This is a genomic window from Amycolatopsis alkalitolerans, from assembly GCF_006152065.1.
GTDB lineage: Bacteria > Actinomycetota > Actinomycetes > Mycobacteriales > Pseudonocardiaceae > Amycolatopsis_E > Amycolatopsis_E alkalitolerans.
In genome coordinates this window covers 39,646-52,649 of sequence record NZ_VDFW01000025.1, presented here as the reverse complement: position 1 = coordinate 52,649, position 13,004 = coordinate 39,646, and the positions used below count along the sequence as shown (strand labels likewise).

General features: G+C 71.3%; 13 protein-coding genes. 5 read left to right on the top strand and 8 right to left on the bottom strand.

All coding sequences use genetic code 11. The features are described from left to right. Positions 1-345 precede the first annotated feature (345 nt). Both FG385_RS24615 and FG385_RS24610 read left to right on the top strand, forming a co-directional pair. Positions 346-903, top strand: a complete 558-nt coding sequence (locus FG385_RS24615; RefSeq protein ID WP_139099149.1) for a GNAT family N-acetyltransferase — start codon at positions 346-348, stop codon at positions 901-903. A 15-nt stretch (positions 904-918) separates the two neighbouring features. Then, on the top strand, positions 919-1,950 hold the full coding sequence (locus tag FG385_RS24610; RefSeq protein WP_200834634.1) for a quinone-dependent dihydroorotate dehydrogenase: 1,032 nt from the start codon (positions 919-921) through the stop codon (positions 1,948-1,950). Here FG385_RS24610 and FG385_RS24605 read toward each other — a convergent pair. The 7 genes from FG385_RS24605 to rimO form a co-directional block, all read right to left on the bottom strand. Further along, a complete protein-coding gene (locus FG385_RS24605; RefSeq protein WP_139099147.1) occupies positions 1,922-3,169 on the bottom strand; it encodes an allophanate hydrolase-related protein in 1,248 nt (415 codons plus the stop codon). The genes FG385_RS24610 and FG385_RS24605 overlap by 29 nt on opposite strands. A gap of 75 nt (positions 3,170-3,244) precedes the next feature. Beyond that, a complete protein-coding gene (gene pspM / locus FG385_RS24600) occupies positions 3,245-4,141 on the bottom strand; it encodes a phage shock envelope stress response protein PspM (RefSeq protein WP_139099146.1) in 897 nt (298 codons plus the stop codon). Between the two features lie 11 nt (positions 4,142-4,152). Beyond that, positions 4,153-4,998 (bottom strand): PspA/IM30 family protein, encoded by an 846-nt coding sequence (locus tag FG385_RS24595; RefSeq protein WP_139099145.1) that lies wholly within the window; start codon positions 4,996-4,998, stop codon positions 4,153-4,155. 244 nt (positions 4,999-5,242) lie between these two features. Beyond that, on the bottom strand, positions 5,243-5,683 hold the full coding sequence (locus FG385_RS24590) for a helix-turn-helix domain-containing protein (RefSeq protein WP_139099144.1): 441 nt from the start codon (positions 5,681-5,683) through the stop codon (positions 5,243-5,245). A 95-nt stretch (positions 5,684-5,778) separates the two neighbouring features. Next, positions 5,779-6,243: a CinA family protein gene (locus FG385_RS24585; protein ID WP_200834633.1), complete on the bottom strand. Its 465-nt coding sequence runs from the start codon at positions 6,241-6,243 to the stop codon at positions 5,779-5,781. Beyond that, complete coding sequence (gene pgsA, locus FG385_RS24580) at positions 6,240-6,836, bottom strand: CDP-diacylglycerol--glycerol-3-phosphate 3-phosphatidyltransferase (protein ID WP_139099143.1); 597 nt, start codon at positions 6,834-6,836, stop codon at positions 6,240-6,242. The genes FG385_RS24585 and pgsA overlap by 4 nt, the downstream gene beginning before the upstream one ends. Next, the gene (gene rimO / locus FG385_RS24575) at positions 6,833-8,236 is read right to left on the bottom strand and encodes a 30S ribosomal protein S12 methylthiotransferase RimO (RefSeq protein ID WP_407645539.1); all 1,404 of its coding nucleotides are present in this window, start codon (positions 8,234-8,236) and stop codon (positions 6,833-6,835) included. Before rimO ends, pgsA begins: the two co-directional genes overlap by 4 nt. 72 nt (positions 8,237-8,308) lie before the next feature. On the opposite strand from rimO, the gene FG385_RS24570 reads away from it, so the two are divergent. Continuing rightward, positions 8,309-8,821 (top strand): amino-acid N-acetyltransferase, encoded by a 513-nt coding sequence (locus FG385_RS24570; protein ID WP_139099141.1) that lies wholly within the window; start codon positions 8,309-8,311, stop codon positions 8,819-8,821. 28 nt (positions 8,822-8,849) lie between these two features. Here FG385_RS24570 and FG385_RS24565 read toward each other — a convergent pair whose 3' ends face one another. Further along, on the bottom strand, positions 8,850-11,333 hold the full coding sequence (locus FG385_RS24565; protein WP_139099140.1) for a DNA translocase FtsK: 2,484 nt from the start codon (positions 11,331-11,333) through the stop codon (positions 8,850-8,852). A gap of 115 nt (positions 11,334-11,448) precedes the next feature. Here FG385_RS24565 and FG385_RS24560 point away from each other — a divergent pair, with 115 nt between their 5' ends. Both FG385_RS24560 and wrbA read left to right on the top strand, forming a co-directional pair. Beyond that, positions 11,449-12,258 (top strand): lysophospholipid acyltransferase family protein, encoded by an 810-nt coding sequence (locus FG385_RS24560; RefSeq protein WP_200834632.1) that lies wholly within the window; start codon positions 11,449-11,451, stop codon positions 12,256-12,258. Between the two features lie 13 nt (positions 12,259-12,271). Next, positions 12,272-12,898: an NAD(P)H:quinone oxidoreductase gene (wrbA, locus tag FG385_RS24555; protein ID WP_139099139.1), complete on the top strand. Its 627-nt coding sequence runs from the start codon at positions 12,272-12,274 to the stop codon at positions 12,896-12,898. The last annotated feature ends 106 nt before the right edge of the window (positions 12,899-13,004 follow it).

Here is a 13,004-nt window from a genome sequence, read left to right as displayed (position 1 = left end):
AGCGGACAAAGCTGCACAAAAAGCGCGTGACGGCGGCAAACCGTCACGATGTGCCGCGCCCCGTCGACGCCGCCGGCGTCCGGGCCGCGACAGGACAGTGGACGCCTGCCAGCGAATACCAGGCAGTCACCGGACCCCCGGCGTCCCGAGCATGGTCCGGCTCGGGCCGGCAGCGGCTGACGACGCTGCCGGAGCACGCGCCGGGGGTTTCCTGTCCGCCCGTGCCGGAACCACCGGCGGTCGATCGGGTGATTCGGACCCCGCGACCTGCCGGTTCTTAACTATTCGATACGTTCCCCGGTAAACACCCAGGTGAGGCGCCTCAGCGGGACTACGCTGCCCCGTGTGCTGCAGCCCACCTACCCCGTCCAGACGCCACGGCTGAACCTGCGCCCGCTGGCCAGCACGGATCTCACCGCCTTCCACGCGATGTACTCGCATCCCGAGGTGGTCCGCCACCTGACGTGGGAGCCGCAGGGCCGGATTGACACGCGCGAACTGCTCGCCCGGAAGACGAGGCACAGCACCCTCGCCGAGCCGGGCCAGACCCTTTCGCTGGCGATCGTGCTCGTCGAGACCGGTGAGGTCATCGGCGACGTGTCGCTCGGCTGGCTGCGCGGCGAGCACGACAACGGCGACGTGATCATCGTCCTGCACCCCCGGCATCAGGGGAAGGGCTACGGCGCCGAGGCCTGCGCCGAGATCCTGCGGCTGGGGTTCGAGGGGCTGCGGCTGCACCAGATCTTCGGCGCCTGCGACGCGCGCGACATCGCGTCCGCCTCACTCATGGAGGGCCTGGGCATGCGGCACGACCCCGGCCTGCGCGAGCGCGAGCATCTCAAGCCGAAATGGGACCGCGAACTCGTCTACTCGATGCTGGCCACGGAGTGGCGAAGGCGCTGAGCGAAGATGAGGGGCGTGCTGTTCGAGAAGCTGCTGCGCCCCGCGCTCTACCGGGTCTGCGCGAACGACCCCGAGACCGTGCACGAGCGGACGGTGCGGGCCCTGAGCCTGCTGCCCGCCCATCTCCCGCTGCTGCGCGGGGTCTACGCGGTCGACGACCCCGCCACGGTCTTCGGGATCCGCTTCCCCAACCGGGTCGGGCTGGCCGCCGGTATGGACAAGGACGGGCGCGCGCTGCACGCGTGGCCGGCGCTGGGCTTCGGCTTCGTCGAGGTCGGCACGGTCACCCGGCTCGCGCAGCCGGGCAACGCCAAGCCACGCCTGTTCACCCTCGCCGCGAACGACGCGATCATCAACCGGATGGGGTTCAACAACGCCGGCGCCGACGCGCTCGCCGCGCGGCTCGCCGCCCGCGGGAAACCCGCCGTACCGCTGGGAATCAGCATCGGGAAGTCCAAAGTGGTCCCGCTCGCCGACGCCGTCGAGGACTACCGGTACTCGCTGCGCGCGCTGTACCCGTATGCGGACTACTTCGCCGTCAACGTCAGTTCCCCCAACACGCCCGGCCTGCGTGAACTGCAGGACAGGAGCGCGCTTTCGGAACTGCTGGGCGAGCTTCAGCGCACCTCGGCCGGGCTGGCCGCGACGCCGGCCCCGCTGCTGGTCAAGGTGGCGCCCGACCTGACCGACAGCGCACTCGCCGAACTCCTCGAAGTGTGCGAAGCCCATGGCGTGGCGGGGATCATCGCCACCAACACCACCCTGTCCCGCGCCGGTTTGACCGGTCCGGAGGCGGAGATCGGCAAGGAGACCGGCGGACTGTCCGGCCGCCCGCTGACCGGCCGGGCCCGTGAGGTCGTCCGGTTCGTCCACGAGCACACCGGGGGGAAGCTGCCGATCATCGGTGTCGGCGGTGTCCTCAGTGGACCCGACGCCCGCGCCCTGCTCGACGCGGGCGCGAGCCTCGTCCAGGTCTACACCGGTTTCGCGTTGAAGGGGCCCGGGCTGGTCCGGGAGATCAACCGGACATTGGCCGGGTGGCGGTGAGGTGGCGCAGGTAGGCACGCCAGTCGCCGAACTCGGTGATGTCGCGGGCGCCCGCCGCGCCCGGCGGGGCGCACGGGAAGCCGGCCGCGGTCGTGCCGTCCTCCAGTTCGATCTCGCCCAGGGTCATCGGCCCGGGCACGCCGACCCGGAACCCGTCGAACCCGGCTGGTGAGATCGTCCACCGTTCGCCGGTGAGGGGAGCGCCTTCGGCGGCCGGCAGGATGCCGGGTTCCGGCGGGCTCGTGGGCAACGCGACCATCCGGTAGCGCCCGGCCGTGCGTACCTGCTCACGGAATCGCGCGCCGAGTTCGACCAGCCGCGGGTTGAGCGGCTGGCCGCGCAGGTGCGCACCGAACACGACGAGGTCGACGCCCGTACCCGGGTAGGGGTTCCGGAGTTGCTCCGCGTTGAGGTACGCGGCCAGGTCGAGCGCGACCTGGTCCTCGAACGGCCGCGCCACGACGGTGACCCCTCGGACGGTCGCCGCGGGCAGCCCGGCGAAATCGCCGTGCCGGGCGCCGGGGAGCAGGAGAGCGTCGTAGCCTGCCGGGATGCCCGCCGTGCGCCCCACGGTTTCGACGGTCGCGCCCGTGGCGAGCAGGTCGTCGACCGCCGTGCGGAAGGCCGGGGCCCCGGTCTCGCCCGGAATCGCGACCCGGGGCCGCTCCCCTGCCGACAGCCGCACCGACGACGGCCACGCACGGCTGCCCGGATCGCCCGGATCGGTCGCCGTCACCGCCGCCAGGGCACGCTGACCATCCGCGATGGTCCGGGCGAACACACTGATCCGGCCCGGTGCGAGCACACCGGTACCCGGGACGAGCCCCGGGGTCGGGCTGAGCCCGGCCACACCGATCCCCGCCACGGCACCTGTGCCGATCGCGATGTCGGCCAGGTCGAGCGCGACGGCCAGTTGGGCGGCCTCGCCGAGGGTCACCGCACCGGCTTCGATCAGGCGACGGGCGGCGGCCGCAGTCGGGTCGAGGGCGCCGGTGACGACGGCGAGCAGGCCCGCGAGCGGCAGCGATTCACCCGCACGCACCCGTTCGTCGACGGCTTTGGCCTCGACGAGCACGTCTTCACAGGGACGGAGGGTGTTCCACAGTTCGGAACGGCCGGCCTCGGCGATACGGTCGTATGCGGCGAGGACCTGACGGCGAGCACTGACCGGTGCCGGGGGTAGCGGCGCCGGTTCCGGGGGCAGGGGCAGTGTCTCCATCCGTTTGACGGTATGTACCGCATATTCCAAGCGACAGGCGTCTCGCGTTACGCACAGGTATCGGCCGTCGTCCGGTCAGGACAGCTCGCGCAGCGCGATCGCAAGCCCGGCGAGCCGGTCGGTCGCGTCGGTGAGCGCGTCCTGCTGCAGGCCGCTGCCCCCGGCCGCGACGGCGTGCCCGGCCGCCGCGATCAGCGCGCCGTAGCCGTCGAGGCCGTCGTCTAGCTGCTCGCGCAACGTGCGGATCGCCGCGTCGAGAGCCTTGCGCTCGCCGGCGGGCGCCGACCGGCGAGCCCGTTCGATCGCCTGGATACGGCCCGCGAGGCCGCGCAGCGCGGACGCGGCCTCCGCGGCCGTCTTCCGCGCGTCCTCGACCGAAATGTCCGGCACCACGGTCTCCGCCAGCTGCCGCAGGAGCTCGGCCAGCGAAGCCTCACCTTCGGCGAGGCGCTCCATCGGCTCGCGGGCGGCCGAGTTCGGGCTCGGCAGCGGCGGCGGCGTGGTGCTGACCGGGAGCTCGGTCCGGCTCAGCTGCCGCAGCCGCAACCCCGACCGGACCCCCAGCGTGCCGAAGACGATCGCGCCGGCGATCCCGCCGAACGCCTCGCTCAGACCGCCGGCCCCGATCAGCCCGAACCCGGTGGCGAACGCGAACAGCCCGCACAGCAGGGTCAGGATGATCCACAGGGTCAGCGCCCGTGAAGCACGCCGCTTGCGGCGCTCGAGCTTCGCCGCCGGGGCGTTCCACTGCTCCCACCGCGAGCGCGCCTCGGCGAACACGGGCACGTCGCTGATCGACGGCCGTGGCGGCACCGGGCGGCGCAGCGGATTCGCCCGCTGCCGCGGCGCGCCCTCGGGCGGGAAGTACTGCTGCAGCTTCTCCTGGGCGCGCTGCGCGTAGTCGGGCAGGCGTTCCAGATGCTTTTCCAGCTTCGCGCCGAGTTCCCCGAAATCCCGTCTGCCCGTCCCCATGAGGACCCCGGTCAGGCCTGGTTCTTCTGCTGCTCGGCCTGCACCCGCGCCTGGATCTCACGCTGGATGTCGGCCGTCGGGGAAGCAGCCTTGCCCGCTGAGCCTTCGGCACCGTCGGTGACCTGGGCGACCGGCTCGCCCTTCATCGACGCGCGAATCTGCTCCAGCCGCGAATGCCCGGCGAGCTCGGTGGTGGCCGTCTGCACCTCGAGCATGCGGCCCTGGACCGAGTTCTGCGCCAGCTCCGCCGCGCCGAGCGCGGTGGTGTAGCGCTTCTCGATCTTCTCGCGGACCTCGTCGAGCGACGGGGTGTTGCCCGGCGCGGCCAGCTCCGACATCTGGTTGAGCGAGGCCGACACCTTCTCCTGCATCTTGGCCTGCTCCAGCTGCGAGAGCAGCTTCGTGCGCTCGGCCAGCTTCTGCTGCAGCATCGTCGCGTTGCGCTCGACGGCCTGCTTGGCCTGCGCGGCCGCCTGCAGCGACTGATCGTGCAGCGTCTTGAGGTCCTCGATGCCCTGCTCGGCGGTGACCAGCTGCGTCGCGAACGCCTCGGCGGCGTTCTCGTACTGCGTCGCCTTCTGCTCGTCGCCCTTCCCCCGCGCCTCGTCGGCCAGCACGAGCGCCTGCCGCGCCGAACTCTGCAGCTTCTCGACCTCGCCCAGCTGGCGGTTGAGCTTCATCTCCAGCTGCCGCTGATTGCCGATCACCGCCGCGGCCTGCTGGGACAGCGCCTGGTGGTTGCGCTGCGCGTCCTCGATGGCCTGCTGGATCTGCACCTTCGGATCGGCGTGCTCGTCGATCTTCGACGAGAACGCCGCCATGAGGTACTTCCAGGCCTTAACGAACGGGTTGGCCATCTGCTCCGCCTGCCTTCTTACGTCCCACTGTCCAAGTTGTCCGGCCGATGGGGCGCTGCACTCCCCTGACTCGAGCAACGCCCCGGCCCCGGCGTGGGTTCCATCGTGTCAGGTCAGCGCCCGCGGTTCCAGGCGACCCCGGGGGAATTCAGGGACTACCCCGAGCCGGTACCCCGGAATGGCCGCGAGGCCGCCTCCCGGACGTGGGATGTCCGGAAGACGGCCTCGTGGGAAGAATCGCCGGTTATGCCGCGACCATCTTCGGCGCGCGGATCGTCGTGCGCAGGGCCGGGCCCATCCGCGGCGGCGAAACCCGCAGGTCCGCGAGGTCGTTGCCGATCACGCCGTCGACGATCCGGCCGCCCTCGAGGCCTTCGGCGGCCTCGTGCCGCTCGCTCTGCTCACCGCGCGCCTGCTCGCTCTCGGCCATCGTCGCGACGTCGACCGTGTCGATCGACGAGATGTCCGTGGCCACGTTGTACAGCAGTTCGCCGAGTGGGAGTTCCAGCGCGTCACAGATGGAGGCCAGCAGTTCGCTGGACGCCTCTTTCTGGCCCCGCTCCACTTCCGAAAGGTAGCCGAGGCTCACCTTCGCGGCGCGGGAGATGTCGCGCAGCGTGCGACGCTGGTTGGTGCGGGCATGACGGAGCCGATCACCGATCGCCTCACGCAACAGCACGGTCATCACGCGCCTCCCTTCCTGGTACCGACCACGTTACCCAGACCGGGCCCTCCGCCGCAGCGGTTGACACGGCCTTACGCCAACGGCGAACGCCTGGCTCAGGCCAGATGTTCCCTCAGCAGGTCCAACGCGGCGCGTACCGCTTCGGTTCGAACCGCGGCCCGGTCACCTTCGAACCAGGACGTCTTCACCTCGCGCACCCCGGGCCCCGCGAGCCCGGCGTGCACCGTGCCGGGCACCACCCCGTCCTGCGGATCCGGTCCGGCGACCCCGGTCAGGCCGAGGCCCCAGTCGGCGCCGCAGCGCTCCCGCGCGCCGTCGGCGAGCTGCGCGGCGACCTCCGGGTGGACGGCACCGGACCGGGCCAGCAGCTCCGGGTCGACCCCCGCGAGGCTCGCCTTGAGGTCGGTGGCGTAAACCACCAGCCCGCCGCGGACGACGGCGCTCGCGCCGGGCACTTCGGTGAGCGTCACGCAGACCAGGCCGGCGGTAAGCGACTCCGCGGTCGCGACCGTCTGGCCGAGCCTGGTCAGCCGGGTGACCAGTTCGCGGGCGAGGTTCACGGCGCGACGGTCCGGGTGCCCGCCGCCCGCAGCCGGACCGCGCGCAGCACGTAGTCCACGCCCGTGCCCACCGTGAGCACCACGGCGATGCCCATCAACGTCCAGGATACCGGCGCGGCGGCGGCCGGGAGCGGGAGCAGGAACAGCACGATCGCGGCAATCTGGGTGAGCGTCTTGGCCTTGCCGCCGCGGCTGGCCGCGATCACCCCGTACCGGATGACCCAGAACCGCAGCAGGGTCACCCCGATCTCGCGGACCGCGATCACGATCGTGACCCACCAGTACAGCTCGCCGAGCAGGCTCAGCCCCACCAGCGCGGCGCCGGTCAGCGCCTTGTCGGCGATGGGGTCCGCGATCTTGCCGAGGTCGGTGACCAGGCCGTAGCGGCGGGCCACCCAGCCGTCCACCTGATCGGTCAGCGACGCGAGCGCGAACAGCGCGGTGGCCGCTATCCGCCAGCCGGTGCTGTGCCCCCCGTCGATGAACAGCACCACCACGAACACCGGCACGAGCACCAGCCGCGACAGCGTGAGGATGTTCGCGACGTTGATGTTGGAGACGGGTGCTGGGGTCTCGTCGGGCACGGCACTCACCCGTTTGGACGTACGAGGAGATCGACGCCCTCGCTGTCGACCACACGGCAGCGGACGAACTGACCGGCCTCGGTTTCACCCGCGTCGAGCACGATGCACGCGCCGTCGACCTCGGGGGCCTGGTGCGCGGCCCGGCCGACCACAGTGCCGTCTTCAGCGCCCTCCGCAGTGTCTTCCACGAGCACGTCCACCAGTTCGCCGACGCGGTCTTCGGCGCGCTGCGAGGTCAGTTCCTCGACCAGCGCGGAGATCTTGGTGACCCGCTCCGCGACGAGTTCGGGGTCGACCTTCCCGTCGAACGTCTCGGCCTCGGTGCCGTCCTCGTCGGAGTAGCCGAACACGCCTACCGCGTCGAGCCGCGCGTTCGTCAGGAACCGTTCGAGCTCGGCGACGTCCTCCTCGGTCTCGCCGGGGAAGCCCACGATGACGTTGGTGCGGATCCCCGCGGCCGGCGACAGCTCGCGGATCTGGTCGATCAGCGCGAGGAAGGAGTCCGTCGAGCCGAACCGGCGCATCCGGCGGAGCACGGACTCGCTCGAATGCTGGAACGAAAGGTCGAAGTAGTCCGCGACGCCCGGGGTGGTCGCGATCGTGCGGACCAGATCCGGGCGCGTCTCCGCGGGCTGCAGGTACGAAGCGCGCACCCGTTCGATGCCCTCGATCGCGGCGAGCCGCGGGAGCAGCCGTTCGAGCGCGCGGGTTCCGCCGTCTTCGCGGCTCAGGTCCTTGCCGTACGAGGTCGAGTTCTCACTGACCAGGAACAGCTCCTTGACGCCTTCCCCGGCGAGCCAGGCCGCCTCGGCGAGGATGTCCTCGGGACGCCGGGAGACGAACGAGCCGCGGAACGACGGGATCGCGCAGAACGAGCAGCGCCGGTCGCAGCCGGACGCGATCTTCAGCGCGGCGACCGGGCCTTCGCCGAGCCGCGCGCGCGGGATCCAGCCATGCCCGGGCACGCTGACCTCCGCCGCCGCGGCCGGCCGCTCGGCCGGGCTGATCGGCAGCAGCTTGCGCCGGTCCCCCGGGGTGTGCGACGCGATCTTGTGCCCGGAGACGATCTCCCCGAGCCGTTCGGCGAGATCCGGGTAGTGGTCGAAGCCGAGCACGGCGTCGGCCTCGGGCAGGCTCTCGGCGAGCTCGGCGCCGTAGCGCTCGGCCATGCAGCCGACGGCGACGACCTTCGCGCCCGTGTCGGCGGCCGCGAGCAGGGTGTCCACCGAATCCTTCTTCGCCGACTCGACGAAGCCGCAGGTGTTGACCACGACAACCTCGGAGTTCTCCGGATCGTCGCTCAGCTGCCAGCCGCCCGCGGCGAGGCGGCCGGCCAGTTCCTCGGAGTCGACCTCGTTACGGGCGCACCCCAGGGTCAGCAGGGAGACGCGGCGGGATTCGGCAGGCACGCCACTCAGGGTAGCTGGCGAGTGGGGCAACCCACGGCGACAGGGGCGTGGCGGCCCGGATACGGTCGGTCGGTGCAGCACGAACCCGCCACCCGGGTCGGCATCCGCCGGGCCCGGATCGCCGACGTCCGCCAGATCAAGGACCTCGTGGACGCGGACGCCGGGCGAGTGCTGCTGGAGAAGGAACTCGTCACGCTGTACGAGCACATGCAGGAGTTCTGGGTCGCCGACGCCGGCGGCGAAGTGCTCGGCTGTGGCGCGCTGCACGTGCTCTGGGAGGATCTGGCGGAGATCCGCACGGTCGCGGTGGACAAGGCCGCGCGCGGGCAGGGCATCGGGCACCGCCTCGTCGGGCGGCTCGTGGACCATGCGGTGGAACTGGGGCTGCGGCGGATCTTCGTGCTCACCTTCGAAACGTCGTTCTTCGCCAGGCACGGGTTCCGCGCGATCGACGGAACCCCGGTGCCGCAACAGGTCTACGACGAGATGCGCCGGTCGGTCGACCCTGGGGTGGCGGAGTTCCTGGACCTGCCGTACGCGAAGCCGAACACCCTCGGCAACACGCGGATGCTGCTGGAGCTGTAATCACGCCCCACGAACCGCCCAGAACCGGCTACTCCTCGTCGTCGGGCTCGCCGCCACCACCGCCGCGGATCATGAACAGCACACCCTCCAGCTCGTCCGGTTTGATGAGCACGTCGCGGGCCTTGGACCCCTCCGACGGGCCGACCACGCCGCGGCTTTCCAGCAGGTCCATCAGCCGCCCGGCCTTGGCGAACCCGACGCGCAGTTTGCGCTGCAGCATCGACGTGGATCCGAACTGCGACGTCACCACGAGCTCGGCCGCCTGCAGGAGCACGTCGAGGTCGTCACCGATCTCCGGGTCGATTTCCTTGGCCTCGCCCGGTTTCGCCGCGGTGACGCCGTCGGTGTAGTCAGGCTGTGCCTGGTCCTTCGTGAAGTTGACGATCGCGGCGATCTCGTCGTCGCCGACGAACGCGCCCTGGATCCGCACCGGCTTCCCTGCGCCCATCGGCAGATACAGGGCATCGCCCATACCGATCAGCTTCTCCGCGCCCGGCTGGTCCAGGATGACCCGCGAGTCGGTCAGCGACGACGTCGCGAACGCCAGCCGCGAAGGCACGTTCGTCTTGATCAGACCGGTGACCACGTCCACCGACGGCCGCTGCGTCGCCAGCACCAGGTGGATCCCCGCGGCCCGCGCCTTCTGCGTGATGCGGACGATCGCGTCCTCGACGTCGCGCGGCGCGGTCATCATCAGGTCGGCCAACTCGTCCACGATCGCCATGATGTACGGGTACGGGCGGTACTCCCGCTCGCTGCCCGGCGGCGGTTGAATGTCACCGGATCTCACCTTGGCGTTGAAGTCGTCGATATGGCGCACCCGGTTGGCCTGCATGTCCTGGTAGCGCTGCTCCATCTCCTCCACCAGCCACGCCAGCGCCGCGGCCGCCTTCTTCGGCTGGGTGATGATGGGCGTGATCAGGTGCGGAATGCCCTCGTACGGGGTCAGCTCGACCATCTTCGGGTCGATCAGGATCATCCGGCACTCGTCCGGCGTCGCCCGCGCCAGCAGCGACACGAGCATCGAGTTGACGAAACTCGACTTACCGGAACCGGTGGACCCCGCAACCAGCAGGTGCGGCATCTTCGTCAGGTTCGCGGTGACGAAATGGCCCTCGATGTCCTTGCCGAGCCCGATCACCATCGGGTGGTTGTCCTTGGCGGCCTTGGACGAACGCAGCACGTCACCGAGGCGGACCATTTCGCGGTCGGAGTTGGGCACCTCGATGCCGACCGCGGACTTGCCCGGGATCGGCGCGAGCAGGCGCACGTTGTCGGTCGCCACCGCGTACGCGATGTTCTTGGTCAGCGCGGTGATCTTCTCGACCTTCACGCCGGGGCCGAGCTCCACCTCGTACCGGGTCACCGTCGGGCCCCGGGTGAACCCGGTGACCTGCGCGTCGACGTTGAACTGCTCCAGCACGCCGCCGATCGCCTCGATCATGGCGTCGTTGGCCTTGCTGCGGCTCTTCGGCGCGTCACCCAGCTGCAGCAGATCCGGCGAGGGCAGGTTGTAGTCGCCTTCGACGGTCCGGGTGACCGACAGCGCCGGCTCGGGCGCCTTTTTCGGCTTCTTCTCCGGGACGTCCGCGGGCTTGACCTTCGGCCGCGCCGGGGTCGGTGGTTCGGCGAGCGCGGCCTCGATGTCGAGCTGCTCCCCTTCCCCGCTGCTGGCCTGGCGGCGCCGCGACGGCTTGCGCAGGCGGACGGCCTTCGGATCCGGCTCGTCGACGGCCTTCTGCTCCTCCTCGAACGCGCGCTGTTCCTCCGCCATGCGCTCGCGCTCTTCGGGGTCCAGGCCCCATTCACGCAGCGCCTGCGGGATGTCGCGCACGCGCGTGCCGGTGAACACCAGCACGCCGTAGCCGAGCGCCAGGATCAGCACCGGGGCGGCCACCCACGGCGTCACCCCGCGCGCGAGGAGACCACCGGAGAGCGCGCCCAGCTGGCCGCCGGCGTACATGCGGTCGTCGTTGGTCTCGGGTCGCCTGCTGAACAGGTGCAGCAGCCCGAGCAGGGCGAACGTGACCAGCACGGTGCCGATCACCATGCGCGGCCGGGCCTCGGGCCGCGGTTCGGACCGCATCAGCGCGACCCCGGTCACCCACAGCACGAGCGGCAGGGTCACCGACGCGGCGCCGAACACCGTCCGCGCGGCCAGTTCGAGGTACCCGCCGACCGGGCCGCCCGCCCGCCACCACACCGCGGCGGCGAGGATCAGGCCGAGCGCGATGAGCGCCAGCCCGAGCCCGTCCCGGCGGTGCTCGGGCTCCAGCTCACGGCTGCGCCCGACGGTCCGGGCCATCGAGCCCACGCCGCGGGCGACGAGGGTCCAGCCGCCGCGAGCCGCCTTGGCGAACGTGCCGCCGGACGAGCGGCGGGCCGGTGGCCTCCGTGCCGACGACGAGCGCGCACGCGGCTTGCTCCCGGTGCGCGGCCTGCGCGCCGGGCTCTTGCTGCCGCTGCGTTTCGCCGTCGTCCTTCTCCTCGTGGTCGCCGAACCGCCTGCCATGCGTTCTACGGTAACCGGAGAAACCCACGAGTCCCATGCGCCACTCGCGGCCCACCGCGAACTTTCTCCCCAGTCGGCCGTCCAGGTGAAGATCCCTGTCTGCCATGCTCTGCTCATGGTCGCGCTGCACCACGAGGAACAGGGGACGCCACGCCCGAGGCCGCCGGCGATCTGGCGGACGATGTCGGCACTGGACACCGGGCTCGTCCATCTGGTCGGCAGGCTCCGGGTCACCGGCGCCATCCCGCGTGAGCTGAAGGGCAGACCTCTGCTGCTCGCCGCGAACCACATCGGCGTGTTCGACGCGTTCGTGCTGATCGCGGCGTGCAACCGGCTGGGGTTCGCGCCGCGGTTCCTGCTCGCCGGCGGGCTGCTGGACGCGCCGGTGATCGGACCGGCGCTGCGGGCCAGCGGGCACCTGCGGATCGACCGCGGCAAGGCGACCGCGCTCGAGCAGTTCGACCAGGCCGTCGAGGCGATGCACACCACGACGAGCCCGATCATCGTCTACCCGGAGGGCCGGATCAGCCACGATCCGGGCCTGTGGCCCGAACGCGGCAAGACCGGCGCGGCCCGGCTCGCTCTCGCGGCCGGGGTGCCGGTGATCCCGGTCAGCCAGTGGGGCGCGCACGAAGCGGTCTACTGGGGTACGGAGAAGGTGGCGGGTCCGGCGGACCTGCTGCCGCTCGCGCGCTCGGGGTTCACCGCCCCGTTGCGGCGGCCCCGGTTCAAGGTGCATTTCGGCACGCCGGTGGATTTGTCCGATGTGGATGCCGGGCGGCCGGGCGCCGGGATGCGCGCGCATACGAAGATCATGCGGGCGATCGCCGGCGGGCTGGTCCCGTTGCGGGCGGGCGAGCTGGACCGGCCCCGGTTCCACGACCCGACCCGGCCGACGGACACCGTCAGCCCGTGGCGCCCGTGAGCGGAGTGGCGACGTGAACCCGCGCATTCTCGTGGTCTTCTACAGCGCGACCGGCAACACCGCCGCGCCCGCCTCGTCGGCGGCCGAAGGCGCGCGCGAGTCGGGCGCCGAGGTCCGGCTGCGGACGGTCGCGGAAACCGCTCCCCCGCAGGCGATCGCGAGCAACCCACGCTGGCAGGCGCATGTCGACGGCGGGCCGCACGCCGAACTCGCCACGCTGGAGGACCTCGAATGGGCCGACGGGCTCGCGGTGGGCAGCCCGACCCGCTTCGGCGGGCCGGCCGCGCAGCTCAAGTCGTTTTTGGACACCACGGGTGGCCTGTGGGCGCAAGGAAAACTGGCGGACAAGGTCGCGACGTCGTTCACCACCGCGTCCACCGCGCACGGCGGGCTGGAGTCCACGGTGCTCGCGATCAACAACGTCTTCTATCACTGGGGAGCGGTCGTCGTCCCGCTCGGCTACGCCCACCCGCACCTGATGGACAGCGGAAACCCGTACGGTGGCTCGTTCGTCTCACGGAAATCCGCCGCGCCGGACAAGGAAGCGCTCGACGCGCTGCGCCTGCGGGGTAACCGCCTCGCCACGCTCACCGGTTATGTCGCCAACGGCCTGCGCGGCCGTGTCAGCCCACCCGAGTGAGTCGCCCCTCCGCGAACGTCGAACCCGTCGCCTCGGATGTCGAACTCGGCGTCCCGGACGTCGAACTCAGCGTCCTGAACGTCGAACTCAGCGTCCTGGAGGTCGA